The following is a 22,348-nucleotide window of genomic DNA, read 5'->3' on the forward strand; positions in this document are numbered from 1 at the left end:
AGTAAAGCAAATTATCTGGCAAACTGCTTTACAACTTTATCAATTACTGCAGCAGTTTCATCCGGAAAATCAAAATGGTGCTCCTGCGGCCGGGCTACCCATTCTTTAATTAAAGGCAGCCAGTTCTTATTGCTGGCCCAGATTACCGGCAAACCAAACTGTTTCAGCGCATACGCATTGCACTGCTGCTCATATTGGAACTTCATCGGCGCCACCAACAGTTTTTTGCCCAGGTACAGCGCTTCGGCCGGCCCCTCAAAACCGCCACCGGTAAACAAACCTTCACAGGAAGCCAGGCTTTCGTTAAACTGCTCATTGTTGACCGCCCTTACCCACACATTTTCATCCCTGTAGCTTTGCCTGCTATGTTTGGAAAACACTTCCCATTTTACCTGTGGCACCTGCTTCAGCAGGGGCAGCAGATACTGGTCGTCTATTGCCGGCAGGTACACCGTATAATGCCCAAGATTACTGCGCTGCATGTTCCTGATCTCTCCGCGGATTACGGGAGTATAGATAAAGTCATCATAACGGTCAAAATGGAATCCTACATAGTGCGTGGCCGGAGCATAATATTTCATCACCAGCTGTGCCCAGTCAATGCTTCTGGGTTTCGGCACTTTGCCCGACTGGAAGGAGGCCTGATGGCTTAGTCCTACACTTTCAATACCCCTGGTTTTACAGGCCCATGCGGTTACCGGCTCAAAATCATTCAGGATCAGGTTGTAATCTTTTAATGGAATAGTCCGCATGTCTTTCACAAAACGCGGCAGGTTCATCGACTTCCAGGTTTCATAATGGTTCACTCCACCTTTTTTCCCAAAAATAAAGCTAAAGCCATGCAGCTGATATTTCACCTCCTGCACCAGTTTTACATCTGCCTGTGTACCACTGATCAGCAGATCAACAGTCCCATATTGTTGTAAAAGGGGTACAATTTCCCTGGCACGGCTAATGTGTCCGTTGCCGGTACCCTGTATGGCATAAAGTATCTTCATCCGCACCGAATATCTGTATTTTTCATTAAAATATATTGTTTTTTTATACGCCTCAGGCAATTTCCAATTTAATCTTTTGCAGCAAGGTGTTCACATCGAGCTTACTGTGCAGATCTTCTCCGTCCGACAATTCCCCTTCTTCAACTTCATCCTTCTGGAAGTCCTTTTGTTCGTACTTAAATACCTTCCAGGATTGATCATAATACTCCAGGGCCGTCAGATTCTCTACCCAATCACCACTGTTTAAATAAGTTACTTCTCCATCTGCTGTACGGATCGTCCTCATTTCCGGTTGATGGATATGTCCGCAGACCACATATTCATACCCTTTTTCGAGAGCCAGCTCTGCAGCCGTATTTTCAAAACTATTGATAAATTTAACCGCATCTTTAAACCTGGCCTTGATCCGTTTCGAAAAACTCATCTTTTCCTTCCCTATCAATGCCAGAAACCAGTTTACAAAACTGTTGATCAGAATCAAAGTATCGTAACCCACTGCGCCCAGTTTGGCCAGCCATTTGGAATGCTGCATGGTCACATCAAATATATCTCCATGAAAAAACCAGGCTTTTTTTCCGTCCAGTTCTACCACCAGCTTATTCTGAAGATGAAAAGCCCCCATATGCATATCTGCAAATTTCCGCAGCAGCTCATCATGGTTCCCCGTTAAATAATAGACAGGCACACCTTCCACCACAAATTTCATCAGTTTTCTGACCACCTTCATGTGCGTTTCGGGCCAGTATCTTTTGCTGAACTGCCAGATGTCTATGATATCCCCATTCAGCACCAGCATTTTTGGCTTGATGCTCTTCAGGTATTTCAAAAGCTCTTTGGCATGACAACCATAGGTACCCAGGTGTACATCAGAGATTACGGCAATTTCAACTTCTCTTTTAGACATAAATAAGACTCCTGCATAGGAACATTAGTTTATTCCACAAATGTGGAGAATACAGATTAACAAGAAGTTAAGCAGATGTTATTTTCTGCTTACTTAACATAAACCTGCAACAAAATGAAAAAACCGGCCAATAAGCCGGTTTTTTATCTTTTGAAAGAAAAAATCAATGTGTTGCGAAGACCTGCAGATTATTGCCCTTCAGCAGCGGTTTAGCGATGAGCAACATCATTGTTTTTTTCCCTTTTTCTCCGAATAAAACGCAAATCCCAATCCTGCAATCAATAAAACTGAGCCTAGTAAAGAGATCTTTTCACCTGCATAATACGAAACCGGCTCAAACTTAAACTCTATTTTATGGTTGCCTGCTTCCAGCTGGGCAGCCCGCAAAACATAATCTGCCCTGAAATAAGGCTTCTCAGCCCCATCTACATACATGTTCCAGCCCTTATCGTAATAAATCTCCGAAAATACGGCAATTACATCAGTTGGCGCACTGTAAGAATAAACCAGGTGGTCCGGATGATAACTGTCCAGTGTAATCATTGCCCCGACACCAGAGCCAAGACGTTTCTCATTGATCAGTTGTTTATACCTTACATCAACAATGGCTTCCTTTTTAGGGTCAAAACTGTTAATGGCCTTCATTTCTTCATCTGCATCCTTTGCAAATTGAACATGAGACACAATCCAGGCATGCCCTGCAGCGGTTGCATTCCTTTGCATTTTGTACGAACCTGTCTGCTGGTCCTGCGTAATAATGTATTTGGTATTCAGCATATCCACTACATCCTGGTTAATGCTTTTCGAGAACTGTTTATCGATCAGCTCCTGATAACGTTTCAGTTTAGCCGCATGGTACCCACCTATCGTTTTATGGAAGGCCGAAGCACTCGCATCCTGAAAAGTAGCAATGCTCAGGTCCAGTACCCGGTAATCCGGGTCTTTATCGGCCAGGATCAGGTTGTCGATCTCTCTCGGCTGAAAATGATTTTTCAGATCCGACTTGCTCACAAAATTGCTGTTGTTTAAATAACGGCGGTCTACCTGCCACATGTCAATCAGTACGGCAAGCCCCAGCAAAACCATTACGGTCTGCAAGCCCATCTTTTTATTGATCAATGCCCAGATCAGCGCATAGCCTATTGCTATAAACAATAAAGAGCGCAAGGCATCTGCACGGGCAATATCAATACGATCCTGAACCAATGCATTGGCAATACTTTGTGCCACGCCGGCATTGTTCTGGGCAATCTGGGTCAGCACCTGCACCATTTGCGGGTGGTTTGATGCCGTAAAACTGAAAAATGCACTCGGCATTACTGCCACCAGTAAAGTAAAACCACCAGTTATGGCACCGGCAACCGTCAGTTTCTTACCCAGTGTTTTCTGATCCATAGTCCCTTCCAGGGTTTCTTTTACAGCAAGAAAAGCCAAAACAGGCACCATTAAACCTACCAGGGCCAGAATAGATTCTACTGCCCTGAATTTATTGTACATCGGGAAATATTCAAAAAACAGATCCGAGACCAATGGAAAATGCCTGCCAAAAGAAAGCAGCATAAACAAAATGGTCGTACCCAATATCCACCATTTTAACCGGCTTCTTACAATCAGCAAGCCAAATACAAATAGGAAACAAACAATGGCACCAAAATAATAAGGCCCCGAAGTAAAGGGTTTTTCTCCCCAGTACTGCTGCAGGCCAACCTGTCCCGCCAGCTGCTGTATGGCTGGCCTCGGATCACCACCGGTCACATTCTGTAAAGCTTTATAGGTATTGCTCTCGGGTTTCACCAGTTCATCAATCCCTGTCCCGCCCCCATATAAATTGGGGATTAGGAAAGTAAAGCTCTCACCTACACCCTGGCTCCAGCCATAAGCGTATTCTTTGGAAAGCCCGTTCTTTTCTTCGGCACTGTCCGTTGTTAAATTAGATTTGCCCCTGTTCGATTCTTTACCATATTCGTAAGTCGTCCATAATTTACCCGCATTTACCATCAGGGACAGTACCAATGCTATGGCCAGGAAGCCCATCGACTTTCCAAAGGCCGCTACCTTCTTTCCTTTTATGGCATGATAAAGCTCTATGCCTATAAAAATAAGCAGGGCAATCATCAGGTAATAGGTCATCTGAATATGGTTTGCCCTGATCTCCAGCGCCAGGAACAAAGCAGTTAAACTGGCCCCCAGCCAGTATTTACCCCTGATGGTCAAAATGATCCCGGCAACTATAGGCGCCAGAAAAGAAATGGCCAGGGCCTTATTGCTGTGTCCTGCAGCAATGATCTGGAAATTATAAGAGGTAAAAGCAAAAGCAATAGCCCCCGCTGCTGCCAGTAAGGGATTTACCTTCAATACACAAAACAGCAGGTAAGCACCAAGCAGGTACATCAGAACTACGTCTACAGGATCCGGGAACACCGCCTTCATGAAATCGATCACATAGGTGGCCGCATTGTAAGGGTGCTGTACCCAGATCTGATAAGCAGGCATCCCACCAAACATCTGGTTGGTCCATAAAGGCCCTTTACCGTCCTTTTCCTTGTAGTCCATGATCTCTTTGGCAGTGGCCTTAGCTTGCAATACGTCGCTTTGCTGCGGACCTTTACCTTGTAAAACCGGACTGAAATAGACAAAACAGATGAGTATAAAAAATCCAATGATGGCCAGATGAATGCCATTCGCTTTTAACCAATTATTCATTAAGGGTTGTTTAAGATTAAACTAACCTCAAAAATATAAAATTGAAACAGATTAAGAAGTAAATTTATCGATATTATAAAATACCTACTTTACTTCCTCATAATCCACAAAATCACCAAGCTTATCTGCATTCCCGCTTTTTGGCTGTGGCGGCATATAATCTATTGAAATAGAGCCCTCAGGCTTCTTTTGTTGTTGTCTTTGATGGTTTTCGGCCTGCTGATGCACCTTACTGAACAAACTTTTCAGTACATAAGGAAACACCAAACGGAGAATGATCCGTATGACATACAGGATCAGCAGGGTAACCAATATGAATTTTATAACTCCCATTTTATGCTTAACATTTACAAATATAGATTGTTTTGGAATTCAATTATTACAAAACCTTTCAGATTATTGCATATCAATTACATTTGCTACCCTTCCAACCTGTCCGTCTTCCAGCCTCACTTTAATCCCCCGTGAATGAAAAGCTGCCGAGGTCAGCAGGTTCGCTACAATCCCACGGGTCAGTTTTCCACTCCGCTGGTCTTTTTTAAGGATAATCTCTACTTCCAGTCCCGGATAAATATCTTTTCTATTCTTACCGTCCATTTAAAACATTACTTACTAAATTTTTCTTCAAATAATTTCTCCATTGCAAACATCTCGTCACGCAACCTGGCTGCAAGTAAAAAGTCCATGTCTTTTGCTGCCTTAGCCATTTCCTTACGGGTTTTATCAATAGATTTCTGCATTTCCGGTTTGGTCATGTACTGCACAACAGGATCAGCAGCAATGCTCACCTCATCTACCTCCACATAAGGTTTTGCCCGCTTGCGCTCACCCGACGAGAAGTCCAGTACCGAGCTCTGCTCCATTATCGCCTCCCTGCTCTTACCAACCGTTTTAGGTACAATTCCATGCTCCAGGTTATAGGCCACCTGCTTTTCCCTCCGCCTGTTGGTTTCCTCAATCGTCCGTTCCATCGAATCGGTCATGTTGTCTGCATACATGATCACCCGTCCCCTGTCATTCCTTGCTGCACGGCCAATGGTCTGGATCAGCGCACGGTCAGAACGCAAAAAGCCTTCCTTATCGGCATCCAGAATAGCTACCAGCGATACTTCCGGCAGGTCAAGCCCCTCCCGCAACAGGTTAATCCCGATCAAAACATCAAATTCACCCAGGCGCAGCCCCCGTAAGATCTCTACCCTTTCCAGCGTTTTCACTTCCGAGTGGATATAACGGCATTTGATGTTCAGCCGGTCCATATATTTGGTCAGCTCCTCTGCCATCCTTTTGGTCAGTGTAGTTACCAGTACCCTGTCTCCCAGCTTAATGGTCTTGTCAATTTCATCCAGCAGGTCATCCACCTGGTTAACTGCCGGCCGCACATCAATCAAAGGATCCAGTAAACCTGTAGGCCTGATCACCTGTTCAATCACAATTCCTTCCGATTTCTGCAATTCATAATCTGCCGGGGTAGCACTTACATAAATGGTCTGTGGTGCCAGACGTTCAAACTCATCAAAGTTCAGGGGCCTGTTGTCCAGGGCCGATGGCAAACGGAACCCGTATTCTACAAGCGACATTTTCCGCGACCTGTCGCCACCATACATCGCCCTGATCTGTGGTACCGTAACATGGCTTTCATCAATCACCATTAAATAATCATCCGGAAAGTAATCCAGCAAACAGAAGGGCCGCATTCCCGGCGCCCTCCCGTCAAAAAAGCGGGAGTAGTTTTCTATACCTGAGCAATAGCCCAGTTCCTTCATCATCTCTATATCAAAGTTCACCCTTTCTTCCAGCCGCTTTGCTTCCAGCAAATGCCGGTCGCCAATCAATTGGTTCTTCCTGATCTCCAGTTCTTCCTGTATCCCCCATATCGATGAATTAAATCTTTCCTTAGGTGTGACAAACAAATTGGCAGGATAGATCGCCATGTCTTCCAGCTTTTCCAGTGTCTTTCCTGTAACCGGGTCTATCACGCTCAGCGCTTCAATGTCATCCCCAAAAAAAGAAACACGGTAAGCATTATCCAGGTAGGCCGGAAAAATATCAACCGTATCGCCTTTTACCCTGAAAGTACCGCGCTTAAAATCAGTGGTGGTACGGGCATACAGGATCTCCACCAGGCTATGCAGAAAGGAATTCCTTGAAATCCGTAACCCCACCGAAAAGCGGAATACCGATCTCGAAAAATCTTCCGGATTGCCCATACCATAAATACAGGAGATAGAAGAGACCACGATGACATCCCTCCGGCCCGACATCAGGGCAGAAGTCGTCCGCAGCCGCAATTTCTCTATTTCCTCATTGATACTTAAATCTTTCTCTATATAGGTATTGCTGCTGGCAATGAAAGCTTCAGGCTGGTAATAATCATAATAAGAAACAAAATAGTTCACTGCATTTTCCGGAAAAAACTGTTTAAATTCCCCATAAAGCTGTGCTGCCAGTGTTTTATTATGGCTCAGGATCAGTGTGGGTTTCTGGGTCTGCTGTATCACATTCGCTATGGTAAAGGTCTTGCCCGAACCGGTCACCCCTAGTAAAGTCTGATAATGATCTTCGTTGTTTACACCTTCAACCAGTTGTTTAATCGCAGCAGGCTGATCTCCGGTTGGTTTATAATCTGAAACGATTTGAAATTTCATTCCTAAAAATATCTTGTTTTAATGAGGCCAGATGAACATCAAATATAACGAATAATATGCTAAATTTATTCCTCATGAAACTTTTGGTTTATGTACCACTGCTTACACCACGAATAAAGTATGTCTTCAGCTTTATATTTAATGACATTTTAAAAACTGAGATCGGCTTTAGTGTAAACATTCGCGAATTTGTGCAGTCTGAACTGCCAAAGTTCTGTTATGCAGCCCAACCCATTGGAGGTGAGCTGTTTTTTAAAAGCACCGGCCTGCTGCTGGAACATAAAATAGCTGAGCAGGAAATTAAAACAACTACATTTGGTGATGCCAAAGTACCTTTCGCTGTGCAGAAAAGCGCCCTGCCCTTTGATGTTTTTGCCGCCACCTTTTATTTTTTGAGCCGCTATGAAGAATATTTAGCTGCTGGTAACCAGAAAAGCATGCCCTACCCTGCCGAAAGTAGTTTGCAATACCATTTGGGACTTTTAGAACTGCCTGTTATAGACGGATGGGCACTTATCCTCAAAAACATGCTGCTCAAACAATTTCCTTCACTCTCCTTTAATAAAAAGCAATTTCTATTTCAACCCCTGTATTCTGCCTATCCGCCAGCCAAAAACAGCCGCCGCAATGTTTTTGCCAATGCGGTCGACTACCTGCGGTCATTTGTTCAGAACGAGACCTCAAAACATGCCGAAAAACTGACCGCTATCCGGCAGGCCATTACCGGCCTTCAAGCCCATAACCCTGCAGAAAGTTCAGCACTCCTTATTCCCTCTCCAGATCACAGGCATTACTTCGATACCGCAATGCTGATGCCCAAAAGCTACCTGAAACAAACAAAAAGCAACAGCGGGAACGACTATAGCATGTACTATAAAAATCAGCCTGGTTTCAGGGCCGGTACCTGCAGCCCCTTTGCCTGGTACGACCTGCAACTGGATAAAAAGACCCGGCTCATCGTGCACCCGGTAGCAACCACCGACATGGCCCTGCTCCATAACAAAAGTACCGAAACATTGTTATTACAGCTGAATGAACTTTTAGATCACGTTAAACTGGTCAATGGCCATTTTTATTTTTTATCTTTATGTAATGATATTCGACCTCAGTAAAACCAGTTCCATTGCCAATGTTTTTATTGCTGAGCTCAGGGATGAAAATATTCAAAAGGATGCCATGCGTTTCCGTACCAATATGGAAAGGCTTGGAGAGTTTTTTGCACTTGAAATCAGCAAAACACTCGAATACAGCGCTACTGAAACACAAACCCCGCTGGGTGTAGCCCAAACGGTCAGGCTTGCCGAACAACCCGTACTGGCTACCATTACCCGCGCTGGCATCCCCATGCACCATGGCATGCTCCGCATTTTCGACCGTGCCGAATGTGCTTTCCTGGCCGCTTACAGAAAGGTACACAAAAGCGGCAGTCTGGAAATTGCGCTTGAATATGTTTCCAGCCCAGATCTGACTGGTAAGACCGTCATCATGGCCGACCCCATGCTGGCTACCGGCATGAGCATGGTACTTTGCTGTAAGGAACTGATGGGCAGGTATAAAATCAAAGAACTGCACATCGCATGCGCAATTGCCAGCACAGAAGGCTTACGTCACCTAAGGGCAAATTTGCCAAAAGCAAAATTATGGCTGGGTGCAATTGATGAGGAAATGACCAGTAAATCGTACATTGTGCCCGGATTGGGCGATGCAGGCGACCTGGCGTATGGGACAAAGATCTGATTTTCCCATTCTCTTAAAAAACAATAAAAATGATCAGGCATATATTTTTTGATTTAGACCATACCATCTGGGATTTTGACCGCAATGCACAAGAAACCCTGATGGAACTGTACGATTTGTATCAGCTGCAAAAGCTCGGCCTCAGTTCCTGCCAGGAATTTATAGCCGCCTATACCGAGAACAATCACCAGCTTTGGGCAGAATACCATGTGGGCCGGATTACCAAAGAACAATTACGTACACAAAGGTTTAACAAAACTTTCCGGCAGCTGGGCATACGGCCAGATCAGATCCCGGCACAGTTTGAGGAAGATTATGTGCGCATCAGCCCTACAAAAACCAATCTGTTCAGGGGTTCAGAAAAAGTTTTGGCCTACCTGCAAAAAAAGTATACCCTCCATATCATCTCTAATGGATTTAAAGAAACTACCCTCACCAAAATGAACGTGTCGGGCCTCAACCCTTATTTCCGGAATGTCATCATTTCTGAAGATGTCGGTGTAAACAAGCCACATCAGGCCATTTTTGAATATGCCTTAAATAAAGCGGCCGCCCAGAAACATGAAAGCATTATGATTGGCGACAGCCTGGAGGCCGACATCAGGGGCGCACAGGATTATGGCATTAAAGCCATCTATTTCAACCCCTTAAAAAAAGAAAAACCCGGAGATGTAGACTGGCAGATCCATGACCTGGAAGAACTGCTCCTTCATTTTTAATGCCGGAAACACTTTTAATTTCCCATCTTTGCGCCAATGAAGATCCCCTTTATTAAAGGTTTTGATGAAGCAGCCTTAAGCAGATATTTAAAAAATACCGGCTGGCTCATGTTTGGCAAAATACTGGCCATCGTGGTCGGCCTGCTCATTGGCCGTTACCTGGGGCCCAGCTCATTTGGCGACCTCAGCTTCGCCGATGCCTTAACAGCCATTGTTGCTGCAGTGGGTACACTCGGCCTCGATACTTTCATCATCAGGGAAATCATCAACAATCCCTCTAAAAAGGATGAAATCCTGGGCACTTCCCTGGGGCTGCGCATTGGCGTTAACCTCCTGCTCATTCCCATTAGTGTAGGCATTTACCTCATCTTCCATCTCCTGTCCGATAAACCCGGCAATCCCTTAACCTGGATCGTTTTCCTGCTCTCCTTCGCCTCCTTTTTCAAATCCTTCAACATCATAGATTCTTACTACCAGTCGCAGGTACAGTCCAAATACGTCGTACATGTACAAAACATCTGCCTTATTTTTTCTTCCCTGTTAAAAATCCTGCTGATATGGCTCAAAGCACCCGTCATCTGGGTTGCCGCAGCATTGGCCTTCGACGGTCTTATCCTTGCCCTCGGCCTGGTATTCCTGTACCATAGTCACGGCTTCAGCATCCGGAGCTGGACCTTCAGCCGCAGCCGGGCCCGGTCCCTGCTCAAACAGTCCTTCCCCCTCATCCTTTCGGGGGTCATGGTGCTGCTCTATATGAAAATAGATATCCTCATGCTCAAAAAAAATGGCAGTACCGAAGTTGGCATTTATACTGCCGCCGCCAGAATCAGCGAGGCCTGGTATTTCATTCCTTCCGCCATCATCACTTCTGTCTTTCCTGCCATCATCAACGCCCGAAAAACAGATATTGAACGATATAACAAAAGGTTAAAAAACCTGTATGACCTGCTGGTCTTTATCAGTCTGCCCGTAGCGATACTGGTCGGTTTCTTCGGAAACGAAATCATCCATTTCCTCTGGGACACGGCGTATGAAGGTGCCGGCCCCATGCTTTCCATACACATCTGGTCGGGCATATTTGTATTCCTGGGCAGTGCCAGTTCTCAATACCTGCTGGCAGAAGGTTATACCATGATCTCCTTTCAGCGCACAGCTGCCGGGGCCATCATCAACATCCTCTTAAATTTCTGGCTGATCCCGCTTTATGGCGGTATAGGTGCGTCCATTGCCACACTCATTGCCTGCTTTGTCACCACTTTCTGGATCCTGTTTATCCCTGAAACCCGGCAACAGGGACTCCTCATGCTCAAATCACTGTTCATGATCAGCCTTTTTCAAAAACTCTTCCGGGCGGCAAATCCCTCCAGGTAAACAAACACCTAATAATTATACGCTTATATTAGTTTTTTGCGTTTAACATTTTAACTTTGGCCCATAAAATCAACAAGCGGATGAAGTCCTTAAAAGAGGTAGCAAAATCAATTCTGTTAAAGCCCGTACATATCTTTGATGTGATCCAGCTGAAGTCCAGGATCAGGAAAACAGATGGCGATCTGTACATCATCATTGGCGCCCACAATACCAATTACGAGAACTGGCTGCCTACCAATATAGAAAACCTCAACCTGCTGGATAAAGCTTCTTTCCAAAACCTGTTTGAAGAAAAAAAGGTAAGCCGCTTTTTAGCAGAGCATGTATTTGAGCACATCAGCTATGAGGATGCCCTTATTGCCCTTAAAAACTGTAACCAGTACATGAAAAAAGGCGGCACCATACGTATAGCCGTACCAGATGGCTTCCATCCCAACCCCGATTACATCAATATGGTCAAACCAGGGGGCATTGGCGAAGGGGCACACGACCATAAATTGTTGTACGATTATAAAAAACTGGGCAAAGTACTGGAAGATGCCGGCTTTAAAGCTGTTCCCCTGGAATATTATGACGAACAGGGACAATTCCATTTTACGGAATGGGACAGTAAAGATGGCCATGTACACCGCTCTAAAAGGTACGACAAACGCTTTAACGAGCCGCTCGGTTATTCTTCTTTAATTGTTGACGGCATAAAAATTTAAACATGAAAGCCAGATTATCCGCATTCAGTCTGCTCAACCCCGGAAAGTTAAAAGTATTGCTTTCCTTGGGCATAAAAGGCTATCTGGCCGACAAAGGCTGGTTCGATGCTTACCGCACTAAATCGGCTATCGACCAGGATGGTAAGCCCATCGCCTGGGTAACATATTCATTTATTGACTTTATTAAAGACCGGATCAGTAAACAACACGATATATTTGAGTTCGGCTCCGGTAATTCAACTTTATTTTACGCAGGCATGGCCCGCTCGGTATATTCGGTGGAACACGACAGGGACTGGTTCGAAAAGAGTTCCAAAATTAATCTCCCAAATGTGAACATGATCCATTGCAACCTGGTTCCGGGCGGCGACTATTGTAAAAGTGCCCAGACTACCGGTAAAAAGTTCCATGTCATTATTGTTGACGGCCGCGACCGGGTAAATTGCTGCAAACAGGCCATTGATGCCTTAACTGAAGACGGGGTGCTGGTACTCGATGATTCTGAAAGGCCAGTGTATGCCGAAGTCCATACTTTCCTGCAACAGCATGGCTTTAAATACCTGCCTTTTTCAGGCATGGCACCGGGTGTGATCATCTCCAAATATACCTCTGTGTTTTACAAACCAAACAATTGTTTGAATGTTTAATGCATAAATAACCCCTGCAAACCGTAAAATACATGCAAACCTTTGCCCCAATTGCCTTATTTGTTTATAACCGCCCGCAGCATACCGCGCGCACCTTAAAGTTCCTAACGCAAAATGAACTGGCATCCGAAAGCAGGTTGTTCGTATTTTCTGACGGACCGAAATCGGCCGCAGATGAAAACAATGTACTGGAAGTAAGGGAGCTCCTTAAAAACATCAGCGGCTTTAAATCTGTAGAACTTATCGAAAGTAAGGAGAACATGGGCCTGGCCAATGCAGTGATCTCCGGCGTCAACAGGCTCATTGCCGATTACAAGCAGGTGATTGTAATGGAAGATGACCTCATTACCTCACCTTATACGCTCAGCTATTTTAACGAGGCCCTGGAGCGCTACCGTAACGAAGATAAAGTGATGCACATTGGGGCCTATATGTTCAATGTAAAAGATGCCCAGCTGCCGGAAACTTTTTTTTACCGCGTAGCCACCAGCTGGGGCTGGGCAACCTGGGAAAGGGCATGGCAGCATTTTGAACCCAACATAGATACGCTGATGTCCCGCTTCGATAAAACGAAGAAGAGTGCCTTTTCTATAGAACATACCATGAACTTCTGGAAACAGATGCAGGAGTTTAAAAGCGGCAAAAACAACTCATGGGCCATCCGGTGGTATGCCTCTATCTTTTTGAAAGGGGGGTTAACCCTAAACCCAGCCCATTCACTGGTCAACAATATCGGTCACGATGGCACAGGTGTACACTCCGGGATCAACGACATTTACAATGTCATCATCAACCCCAAACCCATTACCTATTTTCCCGATCAGATTGCAGAAAACCCTGAAGCGTATGCAGCCATAAAAAGGTTCCTGGCCGGCAGGAAGGGATCTGTCTGGCAAAGGCTCAAACGTTACCTCATACAGCGTTTTAAATAAAGCTTATTCAGGCTCCGTCAGGCGTTCTCTCAGTTTCGCCTTCAGCCGCATCACCTCATTGATCTTTTCCTGGATAACTGCCCTGTTTTCCCGTGTACCCGACTCATAGTCTTTATACATCAGCATCGACACCGCATAGGCTTTTTCCGCAATTACCTTACGGTAATCCCGGTCTATCCCATCCATTTCCAATACGATCAGCTTGTCCATTTCCCTGGTGATCTTCAGGTTCTCGGCCCAAACATCTATCCCGTTCAGCTTCACCCTCCTCAGTTTTTCTTCCAAAGGCAAATCACTGCTGATGTAATAGATCTGGTTAAACCTTTCGTCATTTAAATTAAAGGCATCCCTTAGTTTTGCATATTCCTCTACCTGGTATCGGGGCGAAAACTGATAAATGAGTGCAGCAAAGGCCAGCACCATAAAACCCGAAGCCGAAGCCCTGTACAACAGCGGCACAGGCTGGCCCAGCAAACGTTCATTATATAGAAGATAACCAATAAGGAAGCCTGAAACCAATCCGCCCAGATGCGCCGAATTGTCGGCAGTCTCACTCAGCAGGCCATTCAGTAGCATGTATGCTACCACAATTACCGTACTGATCAGTAAGGCCCTGGCAGCGGTCTTTTCAAAAGCATTGCTCAGCAGCAGCGCCAGAAAAGCACCAAACATGCCCATAATGGCCCCCGAAGCCCCACCCATAAATCCGATCTTATGCCCGTAAACACTTAGCAAAGCCCCACATGTTCCACTTAAAATATAAACTATCAGTGTTTTTGCCCAGCCCAGCTTGTTCTCTGTCATCAGCCCGATATAGATCAGCGCATACATATTGAAAAACAGGTGCAGCAGCGAGAAATGGTAAAACTGACTGCTCAGCAATCGCCACCATTGCCCACTCAGGGTCAGGTCCCTGCTGTTTATCCCGAAATAAGACTGTATCTTCAATAAAAGTTCTGGCGTAAGTAAACCCTGCCCCCCCAGCTGCGCCTTAAAAAGGTTCGACAGCAGCAGCACTATGGCCAGCCTGCCCAGCCACAGCAAAATGTTCAGGGTTACAATAATGGGGGTAACCAGATAACCCTTCTGCGGAATGAACAGGTAAAATATATTTTTAATCTTATCTTTTGCTTTTAAAGGTGCCCGGTTAAAATAGCTGTCGTCCTGCTTAGCAATATGATCATGAAAATCCTTCAGCCTGTCCTCCCAAACCGCGGCCAGGTGGTACTCCACATATTCAAATTCATGAAAAAACCGGTCAAGGTTCTCCTGGTTCTTTCCATAATCGGTAAACAGCAGCTGAATGCCGATACATTCGCTTTTAAAAACAGCAAAATTAGCAATGATACGGATAGAAATCTCTTCACTGTACGATTGTGCCGAAAGACCTGTATAGGCAATAATCCCCGATTCCGACAAATGGCTTAGTTTCCAGCCCAGGTTCTCTATCGCCTGTTGTGCAATAACCAGGTACCTGTCGGCCGGAAAATTACCCAATGGGATGTATTTTTCAATTTTTGGAGAATAGCCCCACTGAAATGCCATAAGCTCGAGATGTTAAGTTTTTTTTGCTTCTAAAATAATATATGGTGAAAGCTGTCTGGAATTGAAAGGAAATACCTTGGTCAATATTTTTCCAGCCAGCCATAAAGTCCGCTTTAAAAGGCGCAACGCTAAAGGTTTTTGCTCCTCATCGTGCAGCCATAAACTAAAATTCCCAAAATAACGGGATTGCAGCACTTCAAGCCCCGCCTCTTCACAAATCCTGGCCAGCAACCGGGGGTCCATACAATCTATATTGTGTTTATCGTAATTATCGGGGTCAAACCGTTTCTGAAACCAGCCGTTCAATGCCCTGAAATTAGGCAGGGTAATGAACAGGGTACCTCCGGGCCTTACAAAATTAATGTGCCGCTCAATGATGTCCGCCGTATCGTTAAAATGTTCTATCAAACCAAAAGAAAGCACCAGGTCGTACTGCTGTTCAGGTGTATACTTAAACAGGTCTGTTTCTAAAATACGGATATCTTTTTCTTCCAGCCCGTTCTTTTGCAGCAGCTTACTGGTAATGGGCTGGTGTACAAAATAATCCAGCAGTGTTACATCCAGGTTAAAGTATTTCTTTAAAAAAACGGCATAATAGCCCGGAAAGCCACCCAGCTCAATTGCCGTTTTCACCTTTTCACGCTTAATGATCGAAGCAAGCTGCTCATGGAACATGTAATTCGCAGGGATGTTAACCGACAGGTCTGGTTTCTGCTCCCAATAATTTACCCAAAATGCTCTGTCTGTTAAAAGGTTTTCCATATCTGGTTCCAAAGAAAAGAAAAATCTGTTAAATCTGTGCTTCCCCGTTTTTCTTTTCCAGAATCCGCGCCGGGTTGCCCACCACTGTGCTATGGGCAGGAACACTCTTTGTAACTACAGCCCCGGCACCAATCGTTACATGGTCGCCAATTTCAACATCCCCTATAATGCACACGTTCGCACCAATGTCTACATGGTTCCCTATCCTCGGACACCCGCTGAAAGTCCCGTCGGCCAGCTTTTTATGCCCTATCGTTACCGAGTTCCGCAGCGTACAGCCTTCGCCCATCACTACCCCCTGGTTTACCACCAATGCCTGTCCATGGTATAACATCAGGCCTTTTCCAACTGTCAGTTTCCTGGGCAGTTCAATTCCCAGCACCCATTCTACATAATAATGATAAAAGGCCAGGTATAAAATGAAAATGATCTTCAACAGGGTATACCTGCTGATCACCTGTACCAGCCGGAACAGAAACAGCACAAAGCGCCCTTTAATGTTCTTAGGATTTGCCGCCCAATCCTGGAATAAGTAACTAAATAAATTCATCTTATGTAAAAGTAAAGTATTTTTCATTAGAATATATTTTCCGGTAATCCTTTATGGTCATTAATTTAGTATTTTTGTTACTTGTCGCGCTAATACTTATTTTATTCATGAAGATAACCTTGATCAATACATCCGATGCAGGCGGGGGTGCTCCCGTAGCCAGTATGCGCCTGTTAAAAGCGCTGGCATCAGAAAACATCGAGGTAAACTTCCTGGCCGGCGATAAAAAGACCAGCGAGGCCCGCGTTCAGGCCGTTCAAAATAACTTATGGCAGCGGTTAAAGGCCCGTTTTAATTTTTTATATGAACGCCTGCCCTTTATCCTTTTTTATGAAAAGGACAAATCTGTACGCTTCGCCTTTTCAACGGCCAATGCCGGAACCAGCATTGCCGGTCATCAGCTGGTTAAAGAGGCCGACATTTTACACCTGCACTGGACCAACTCCGGCTTTCTTTCTATCCGAGATTTAACAGAACTGATGAAACTGGGCAAACCGGTAGTGTGGACCCTCCACGATATGTGGGCATTTACAGGGGGCTGCCATTATGCGGGCACCTGCGACCATTTTACAGGGGAATGCGGCGATTGTTACTTTTTAAGAGACCCTGCCGGGAACGACATTTCCCATACCGGCTGGCTGCACAAGCAGGCCATGTATGCCAGCAGCCCAAACCTCACTTTTGTAAGCTGCAGCAACTGGCTGGGCAAGGTGGCCCGTCAAAGTTCATTAGTAAAGGATTTTCCTGTCCGGGCCATTGCCAACCCCATCGATATAGAGGTATATGCCCCTAAAGCCAGGATGGCTGCCCGTACCAAATGGAACATCAGCAACAACAGCAGGATCATTTTATTTGGTGCAGCCAATATAGGCGACCGCCGTAAAGGGATTGGCTATCTGGTACAGGCACTGCAGCATTTAAAGCAACATTACGAATTGCCCCTTCCGGTTGAGGTACTGATTTTCGGGAAAAACAAACACTTTGATGTCAGCCAGCTCCCCTTTCCTGTTCATGAGCTGAATACCATTAGCGCAGCACAGGACCTGGCCGAACTGTACAGCCTGGCCGATGTATTTGTAATGCCTTCTGTTGAAGACAACCTGCCCAATACCGTTATGGAATCTATGGCCTGCGGTACCCCCGTAGTGGCTTTTGATACAGGTGGCCTGCCGGAAATGATAGACCACCAGTTAAATGGCTACCTGGCCAGTTTCAGGTCGGCCACAGATCTGGCCACAGGCATCCATGAAATGCTCTTTACCCCCCGGGCAGAAGAAATCGCTATACAGGCCCGGAACAAAGTGCTCCAAAATTTTACCAATCAACACATCGCCAGACAATATACAGACCTCTACCAATCCCTACTTAGCAAATGACAGCAGCCAAACCCACCTTATCCGTAATTACAGTAGTATACAATAATGTAAAAGATATTGAGCGTACCATGCTTTCTGTCCTGAACCAGACCTATCCCAATATCGAATACCTGCTGATCGATGGCGGATCTACGGATGGGACCAAAGACATCATCTATAAATATAAATCCCGGCTTGCACAGTTCATTTCAGAACCCGATAAAGGTATTTATGATGCCATGAACAAAGGCCTGGCCCTGGCTACCGGTAATTACGTGCTGTTCATGAACTCCGGCGACGAACTCTATGCCTCCGATACCGTTGCGGAGGTTTTTGATACGGCCAGCTCTGCAGATATCTATTATGGTGAAACAGAAATGTACAACGAAAAATGGGAAAGCCTGGGCCAGCGCAGACACTGCAGCCCCGAAAATTTCAACTGGAAAAGCTTCCGCTATGGCATGAGCATCAGTCACCAGGCCATTTATGTAAAACGGAGCCTGGCTGCTCCATTCGACCTCAGGTATAAATACAGTGCTGATATCGACTGGATCATCAAAGCCGCAAAAAAAGCATCAAGCATCGTAAACACCCATATGTATGTGGCCAAATACCTGGTTGGCGGCATGTCCAAGAAAAAACACCTGGCCAGCCTGAAGGAAAGGTTCCGGATATTTACCAAATATTACGGACTGGTGCCTAACCTGATCAATCACATCTTTATCAGCTTTAACCTGGTGCAATACTATTTCAGGCACGGAAAAACCAACGATTAAATTTTTCTATTCCAGCCCCCTGTACCAGCTTAAGGATTAGTAGACCAAAGACCCGCTTCTTTTACAAATACCCTCCGGTTCAATTTCAATTGTGCCACAACCAATTCAGCGAAATCTTCCGGTTGCATAACCCGATCGGGATTGCCATCAGTAAGTTTTAAATCCTTAGCCATATCTGTAGCCACCGTACTTGGCAATAAAGTACTTACCCTGATGTTGTGTTTCCGCACTTCCTGCATCAGCGATTCAGACATACCAATCAAACCAAATTTAGAGGCACTGTAAGCACTGGTCACAGCGGCACCATTTTTACCTGCAGTAGAAGAGATATTGATGATGTCACCCGTCTTTCTTTCTATCATTTCCGGTAATACCGCACGGGTTACATAATACGCTCCCAGTAAATTTACACGGATGATCTGCTCCCATTTTTCGGGCTCAAGCTCCATAAAAGAACCAAAAGCACCAATTCCGGCATTATTGATGAGGATGTCAACCACTCCCAGTTCAGATTTCAATGCCAGGACCGCCGCATTTACCGCGTTAATGTCTGCCACATCCATGGTAACAATTGCAGTTTTAACACCGTAGGGTTTTAATTCAGCCGCTACACGGTCTAAATCGGATGCCGTTCTGGCCGCAAGGCCTATATTTACACCTTCTTGTGCCAAAGCAATGGCCAATGCCCTGCCAATTCCTTTTCCGGCACCGGTTATAATGGCGTTCTTTCCTTGTAATGATTCCATAGTATCTTGTATTAAATGGGTTCCCTTTATTAAAAACACAAAAATAACAAAAACAAAAGGCTGTTTCCTACGCAAGGGCCTTTATGACTTATAAATAGAAAAAGCCCCTGAAGATCAGTTCAGGGGCTTTTAAATATAGATAATTCTAAAAATTATACGATTTTATTGACTTTACGTGCAGCTTCAGTTAAGTGAATCTTACGTAAACGCATGCTTAAGGGGGTTACCTCAATGTACTCATCAGCCTGGATGTATTCCATAGCCTCTTCCAATGAGAACTTAATGGCCGGAGCAATACGCTGACTGTCGTCTGTACCGGAAGCACGCATATTGGTCAAAGCTTTACCTTTCACAATATTAATCACCAGATCATTATCACGAATGTGCTCTCCTAAGATTTGTCCTTCATAAATATCTACTCCCGGATCAACAAAGAAACGTCCGCGGTCCTGCAGTTTATCAATAGAATAAGCAGTAGTACTTCCTTTTTCCATAGAAACCAATACCCCATTTAACCTTCCCGGGATTGTACCTTTCCAGGGCTCATAAGCTTTAAAACGGTGTGCCATTATGGCCTCGCCGCCAGTAGCAGTCAATACATTGTTTCTTAATCCGATGATGCCACGTGCAGGAATATCAAATTCCAGGTGTTGTAAATCACCTTTTGGCTCCATGATCAGCAACTCACCTTTACGTTGCGTTACCAGCTCAATTACTTTACCAGCAACTTCACCCGGTACGTCAACAATCAAAGTCTCAATAGGCTCACATTTTTTACCATCAATCTCTTTAATGATTACCTGTGGCTGGCCTACCTGAATTTCATACCCTTCACGGCGCATGGTCTCGATCAATACGGATAAATGGAGAATACCCCTTCCGTATACCAGATAAGCATCCGGAGATTCTGTTTCTACCACTTTAAGTGCAAGGTTTTTTTCGATCTCTTTATACAAACGCTCCTTCAAACGCTGAGAAGTTACAAATTTACCTTCTTTACCAAAAAATGGTGAGTTGTTGATCGTGAACAACATGTTCATCGTAGGCTCATCAATTTTGATTACCGGCAATTGCTCCGGAGCTTCGAAATCAGCAATGGTATCACCGATATCGAAACCATCGATACCCACAACAGCACAGATATCACCTGATTTTACTTCAGTAGCACGGATTTTACCTAAACCTTCGAAAGTATATAATTCTTTTACCCTTGATTTTACAATTTTACCATCCCGTTTGATCAAAGTAACCGGTTGGTTTTCTTTAATTACTCCGCGGTGTACACGGCCAATAGCAATACGGCCTACAAAAGATGAGTAATCTAATGAAGTGATCTGCATTTGTAAAGTACCATCGTTAGTGGGTGCAGCAGGAATATTAGCTACCACAGCATCTAACAGGGCGAAAATATCAGTAGTAGGTACTTTCCAGTCCGTACTCATCCATCCTTGTTTAGATGAACCGTAAATTACAGGAAAATCCAACTGGTCTTCCGTAGCTTCAAGGTTAAAGAACAATTCAAAGATCTGCTCATATACTTCTTCCGGACGGCAGTTCTCTTTATCTACCTTATTTACCACTACAATTGGCTTTAAGCCCAATGCCAATGCTTTTTGTGTTACGAAACGCGTTTGAGGCATTGCGCCTTCAAATGCATCACACAATAACAATACACCGTCAGCCATTTTCAATACGCGCTCCACCTCACCACCAAAATCGGCGTGACCAGGGGTATCAATGATGTTGATTTTTACATCTTTGTACTGTACTGAAACGTTTTTGGAAACAATCGTGATCCCACGTTCACGCTCCAAATCATTATTGTCAAGTATTAAATCTCCTGATTGTTCGTTATCACGGAAGATTGAACAGGCGTGTAAGATCTTATCAACCAGTGTAGTTTTACCGTGGTCAACGTGGGCTATGATTGCTATATTTCTAATTTTTTGCATAAAATGCGTCTGATTTTTGGCGCAAAGATAGGGTTTATTATCGACATATCAAGCAATTAGCTCTCGCCAAGTGTTAAGTTTTATGCAGATCATTCATCTTTACCGTATATTCAGGACTTTAACTTATAAGCAAGCCCCGTTCTTTCAGCTACGCCCGTACAACCTTGATTCCAGCGTCGGCCTTTCTTTTGAATGACTCCGAGGTGAGTCCGGCATGAGTCCGGGGTGAGTCCGACTTTTTACTGAAAAAAGCCGGACTCACCCCGGGTTTATTGCGGTAACTATACGGACGCATTGCAAGGACATCTAAAGCGCATCCTTCAGTATGCAGCCACCTTAACTTAAAAGAAATAACAGCTTACAATCGTTCCCGCTCGGAAACTAGTTTAATTTGGTAATTTTCCGGCCAAAGGCCCAGCATAAAAATGCCGGCATGGCCCTCCCCCAGGTATGCACATCATGTTTGCCACCCACCATTTCATAATAAGTGATGTCATGGGGCCGCTGGTAGCCCTTTTTTAACAATGCTTTAATTACATCAACAGTATCATCGATGGAATCAATAATAAAATTCCTGTTCCGGTCGGCCAGCTCATCTTCTGTACCGGTCATTAACCAGAATTTGAGCTCAGGTTTTGCTGCTGTTGCAGCTATACTTTGGTGCAAAATGCGGTCATCATCGGTATAACCGTCTTTCAGGTCTTTTTTACGCCACCAGAAAGATCCGGAAAATACACCCACCGCATCAAAATAACGGTCGTTGTTCCAGACAAGGTCAAAAGCGCTAAGGCCTCCAAGTGAAAAGCCTGCAAAAGCTCTTTTGCCATTTATAGGCAGGGCAACTTCTCCATGCACAAAGGGGAACAGCTCTTTGATGATAAAATCGGTATAGGCAGCAGCTTTGCTACCCCTGTCCAAAAAATCAGGCTGCCCGGCTACACCATATTCCTGAAGGCGGTCGGCACCAGCTTTTATGGCCACCACAACCAAAGGTTCAATTTTAAAACCCTGGTACAGACTGTTCAGCATTTGCTGTAAACCCAGGCCCACTGTTTCCTGCCCGTCATTCAGCAGCAAAAGGTTCAGCGGCTCGTTTCCCATCAGACCTTCCGGTATAAAGAACTCCAGCGCTACATCCCTTTCCAGGTAAACAGATTTTAACAGGTGTTCAGTTTTAACAAGCTTCGGAAGCAACATGGCAGTATACATAATTCGGCGATTCCCCTTTCTCACAAATAAAATGCAAAGGTAATATTCTCGTTTAACAAATTGTTTATCTAACTTAAAGCAGCTAATTGA

At 44.8% G+C, this 22,348-nt stretch carries 21 protein-coding genes; 9 read left to right on the plus strand and 12 right to left on the minus strand.

Annotated elements, in window-relative coordinates:
• Positions 1–11 precede the first annotated feature (11 nt).
• From PHEP_RS20105 to uvrB, 6 genes are all read right to left on the minus strand, one after another.
• Positions 12–998 carry a glycosyltransferase family protein gene (locus tag PHEP_RS20105; protein ID WP_015809830.1) on the minus strand — a complete coding sequence of 329 codons (987 nt, stop codon included), beginning with the start codon at positions 996–998 and terminating at the stop codon, positions 12–14.
• 52 nt (positions 999–1,050) lie between these two features.
• On the minus strand, positions 1,051–1,902 hold the full coding sequence (locus PHEP_RS20110) for a UDP-2,3-diacylglucosamine diphosphatase (protein WP_015809831.1): 852 nt from the start codon (positions 1,900–1,902) through the stop codon (positions 1,051–1,053).
• A 225-nt stretch (positions 1,903–2,127) separates the two neighbouring features.
• Positions 2,128–4,605: a hypothetical protein gene (locus tag PHEP_RS20115; RefSeq protein ID WP_015809832.1), complete on the minus strand. Its 2,478-nt coding sequence runs from the start codon at positions 4,603–4,605 to the stop codon at positions 2,128–2,130.
• Positions 4,606–4,689: 84 nt separating this feature from the next.
• Positions 4,690–4,938 (minus strand): DUF4834 family protein, encoded by a 249-nt coding sequence (locus PHEP_RS20120; RefSeq protein WP_015809833.1) that lies wholly within the window; start codon positions 4,936–4,938, stop codon positions 4,690–4,692.
• 63 nt (positions 4,939–5,001) lie between these two features.
• Positions 5,002–5,202 carry a YwbE family protein gene (locus PHEP_RS20125; RefSeq protein ID WP_015809834.1) on the minus strand — a complete coding sequence of 67 codons (201 nt, stop codon included), beginning with the start codon at positions 5,200–5,202 and terminating at the stop codon, positions 5,002–5,004.
• 8 nt (positions 5,203–5,210) lie between these two features.
• Entirely contained in the window at positions 5,211–7,250 is a 2,040-nt protein-coding gene (gene uvrB, locus PHEP_RS20130) for an excinuclease ABC subunit UvrB (RefSeq protein ID WP_015809835.1), read from the minus strand.
• 74 nt (positions 7,251–7,324) lie between these two features.
• On the opposite strand from uvrB, the gene PHEP_RS20135 reads away from it, so the two are divergent.
• The 7 genes from PHEP_RS20135 (at position 7,325) to PHEP_RS20165 (ending at position 13,363) form a co-directional block, all read left to right on the plus strand.
• Complete coding sequence (locus PHEP_RS20135) at positions 7,325–8,362, plus strand: DUF7033 domain-containing protein (RefSeq protein WP_015809836.1); 1,038 nt, start codon at positions 7,325–7,327, stop codon at positions 8,360–8,362.
• On the plus strand, positions 8,343–8,987 hold the full coding sequence (gene upp / locus PHEP_RS20140) for a uracil phosphoribosyltransferase (RefSeq protein ID WP_015809837.1): 645 nt from the start codon (positions 8,343–8,345) through the stop codon (positions 8,985–8,987). The genes PHEP_RS20135 and upp overlap by 20 nt, the downstream gene beginning before the upstream one ends.
• A gap of 29 nt (positions 8,988–9,016) precedes the next feature.
• Positions 9,017–9,706, plus strand: a complete 690-nt coding sequence (locus PHEP_RS20145) for a YjjG family noncanonical pyrimidine nucleotidase (RefSeq protein WP_015809838.1) — start codon at positions 9,017–9,019, stop codon at positions 9,704–9,706.
• Positions 9,707–9,742: 36 nt separating this feature from the next.
• Positions 9,743–11,077 carry a flippase gene (locus PHEP_RS20150; RefSeq protein WP_015809839.1) on the plus strand — a complete coding sequence of 445 codons (1,335 nt, stop codon included), beginning with the start codon at positions 9,743–9,745 and terminating at the stop codon, positions 11,075–11,077.
• Positions 11,078–11,157: 80 nt separating this feature from the next.
• Positions 11,158–11,784, plus strand: coding sequence for a class I SAM-dependent methyltransferase (locus PHEP_RS20155; protein WP_081436881.1), 627 nt, complete (start codon positions 11,158–11,160; stop codon positions 11,782–11,784).
• Positions 11,785–11,786: 2 nt separating this feature from the next.
• Positions 11,787–12,431, plus strand: coding sequence for an FkbM family methyltransferase (locus PHEP_RS20160; RefSeq protein WP_015809841.1), 645 nt, complete (start codon positions 11,787–11,789; stop codon positions 12,429–12,431).
• Between the two features lie 32 nt (positions 12,432–12,463).
• Positions 12,464–13,363: a glycosyltransferase gene (locus PHEP_RS20165; RefSeq protein WP_015809842.1), complete on the plus strand. Its 900-nt coding sequence runs from the start codon at positions 12,464–12,466 to the stop codon at positions 13,361–13,363.
• Between the two features lie 3 nt (positions 13,364–13,366).
• Here PHEP_RS20165 and PHEP_RS20170 read toward each other — a convergent pair whose 3' ends face one another.
• Genes PHEP_RS20170 through PHEP_RS20180 form a run of 3 tightly spaced genes read right to left on the minus strand, consistent with a single transcriptional unit; the run spans position 13,367 to position 16,220 of the window.
• Positions 13,367–14,908 carry a rhomboid family intramembrane serine protease gene (locus PHEP_RS20170; RefSeq protein WP_015809843.1) on the minus strand — a complete coding sequence of 514 codons (1,542 nt, stop codon included), beginning with the start codon at positions 14,906–14,908 and terminating at the stop codon, positions 13,367–13,369.
• 12 nt (positions 14,909–14,920) lie between these two features.
• Positions 14,921–15,670 (minus strand): class I SAM-dependent methyltransferase, encoded by a 750-nt coding sequence (locus tag PHEP_RS20175; protein ID WP_015809844.1) that lies wholly within the window; start codon positions 15,668–15,670, stop codon positions 14,921–14,923.
• A gap of 28 nt (positions 15,671–15,698) precedes the next feature.
• Positions 15,699–16,220 carry a serine acetyltransferase gene (locus PHEP_RS20180; protein WP_036674976.1) on the minus strand — a complete coding sequence of 174 codons (522 nt, stop codon included), beginning with the start codon at positions 16,218–16,220 and terminating at the stop codon, positions 15,699–15,701.
• Between the two features lie 107 nt (positions 16,221–16,327).
• On the opposite strand from PHEP_RS20180, the gene PHEP_RS20185 reads away from it, so the two are divergent.
• Entirely contained in the window at positions 16,328–17,596 is a 1,269-nt protein-coding gene (locus tag PHEP_RS20185; RefSeq protein WP_015809846.1) for a glycosyltransferase family 4 protein, read from the plus strand.
• On the plus strand, positions 17,593–18,351 hold the full coding sequence (locus PHEP_RS20190) for a glycosyltransferase family 2 protein (protein ID WP_015809847.1): 759 nt from the start codon (positions 17,593–17,595) through the stop codon (positions 18,349–18,351). The genes PHEP_RS20185 and PHEP_RS20190 overlap by 4 nt, the downstream gene beginning before the upstream one ends.
• A 29-nt stretch (positions 18,352–18,380) precedes the next feature.
• On the opposite strand, the gene PHEP_RS20195 is transcribed toward PHEP_RS20190, so the two are convergent.
• The 3 genes from PHEP_RS20195 to PHEP_RS20205 all read right to left on the minus strand — a co-directional run bounded on the left by PHEP_RS20195 (position 18,381) and on the right by PHEP_RS20205 (position 22,246).
• Positions 18,381–19,097, minus strand: coding sequence for a 3-ketoacyl-ACP reductase (locus PHEP_RS20195; protein ID WP_015809848.1), 717 nt, complete (start codon positions 19,095–19,097; stop codon positions 18,381–18,383).
• Between the two features lie 152 nt (positions 19,098–19,249).
• Positions 19,250–21,049, minus strand: a complete 1,800-nt coding sequence (gene typA / locus PHEP_RS20200) for a translational GTPase TypA (protein WP_015809849.1) — start codon at positions 21,047–21,049, stop codon at positions 19,250–19,252.
• 381 nt (positions 21,050–21,430) lie between these two features.
• Positions 21,431–22,246 (minus strand): alpha/beta hydrolase, encoded by an 816-nt coding sequence (locus tag PHEP_RS20205; protein WP_244862629.1) that lies wholly within the window; start codon positions 22,244–22,246, stop codon positions 21,431–21,433.
• Between the last annotated feature and the right edge of the window lie 102 nt (positions 22,247–22,348).

This window comes from Pedobacter heparinus DSM 2366 (assembly GCF_000023825.1).
GTDB classification, from domain to species: Bacteria; Bacteroidota; Bacteroidia; order Sphingobacteriales; family Sphingobacteriaceae; genus Pedobacter; species Pedobacter heparinus.

What these genes read in the sequence shown, in the direction of transcription:
- PHEP_RS20105 (WP_015809830.1), bottom strand. Translation starts at nt 998, where the DNA reads ATGAAGATACTTTATGCCATACAGGGTACCGGCAACGGACACATTAGC.
- PHEP_RS20110 (WP_015809831.1), bottom strand. Translation starts at nt 1,902, where the DNA reads ATGTCTAAAAGAGAAGTTGAAATTGCCGTAATCTCTGATGTACACCTG.
- PHEP_RS20115 (WP_015809832.1), bottom strand. Translation starts at nt 4,605, where the DNA reads ATGAATAATTGGTTAAAAGCGAATGGCATTCATCTGGCCATCATTGGA.
- PHEP_RS20120 (WP_015809833.1), bottom strand. Translation starts at nt 4,938, where the DNA reads ATGGGAGTTATAAAATTCATATTGGTTACCCTGCTGATCCTGTATGTC.
- PHEP_RS20125 (WP_015809834.1), bottom strand. Translation starts at nt 5,202, where the DNA reads ATGGACGGTAAGAATAGAAAAGATATTTATCCGGGACTGGAAGTAGAG.
- uvrB (WP_015809835.1), bottom strand. Translation starts at nt 7,250, where the DNA reads ATGAAATTTCAAATCGTTTCAGATTATAAACCAACCGGAGATCAGCCT.
- PHEP_RS20135 (WP_015809836.1), top strand. Translation starts at nt 7,325, where the DNA reads ATGAAACTTTTGGTTTATGTACCACTGCTTACACCACGAATAAAGTAT.
- upp (WP_015809837.1), top strand. Translation starts at nt 8,343, where the DNA reads ATGATATTCGACCTCAGTAAAACCAGTTCCATTGCCAATGTTTTTATT.
- PHEP_RS20145 (WP_015809838.1), top strand. Translation starts at nt 9,017, where the DNA reads ATGATCAGGCATATATTTTTTGATTTAGACCATACCATCTGGGATTTT.
- PHEP_RS20150 (WP_015809839.1), top strand. Translation starts at nt 9,743, where the DNA reads ATGAAGATCCCCTTTATTAAAGGTTTTGATGAAGCAGCCTTAAGCAGA.
- PHEP_RS20155 (WP_081436881.1), top strand. Translation starts at nt 11,158, where the DNA reads ATGAAGTCCTTAAAAGAGGTAGCAAAATCAATTCTGTTAAAGCCCGTA.
- PHEP_RS20160 (WP_015809841.1), top strand. Translation starts at nt 11,787, where the DNA reads ATGAAAGCCAGATTATCCGCATTCAGTCTGCTCAACCCCGGAAAGTTA.
- PHEP_RS20165 (WP_015809842.1), top strand. Translation starts at nt 12,464, where the DNA reads ATGCAAACCTTTGCCCCAATTGCCTTATTTGTTTATAACCGCCCGCAG.
- PHEP_RS20170 (WP_015809843.1), bottom strand. Translation starts at nt 14,908, where the DNA reads ATGGCATTTCAGTGGGGCTATTCTCCAAAAATTGAAAAATACATCCCA.
- PHEP_RS20175 (WP_015809844.1), bottom strand. Translation starts at nt 15,670, where the DNA reads ATGGAAAACCTTTTAACAGACAGAGCATTTTGGGTAAATTATTGGGAG.
- PHEP_RS20180 (WP_036674976.1), bottom strand. Translation starts at nt 16,220, where the DNA reads ATGAATTTATTTAGTTACTTATTCCAGGATTGGGCGGCAAATCCTAAG.
- PHEP_RS20185 (WP_015809846.1), top strand. Translation starts at nt 16,328, where the DNA reads ATGAAGATAACCTTGATCAATACATCCGATGCAGGCGGGGGTGCTCCC.
- PHEP_RS20190 (WP_015809847.1), top strand. Translation starts at nt 17,593, where the DNA reads ATGACAGCAGCCAAACCCACCTTATCCGTAATTACAGTAGTATACAAT.
- PHEP_RS20195 (WP_015809848.1), bottom strand. Translation starts at nt 19,097, where the DNA reads ATGGAATCATTACAAGGAAAGAACGCCATTATAACCGGTGCCGGAAAA.
- typA (WP_015809849.1), bottom strand. Translation starts at nt 21,049, where the DNA reads ATGCAAAAAATTAGAAATATAGCAATCATAGCCCACGTTGACCACGGT.
- PHEP_RS20205 (WP_244862629.1), bottom strand. Translation starts at nt 22,246, where the DNA reads ATGTTGCTTCCGAAGCTTGTTAAAACTGAACACCTGTTAAAATCTGTT.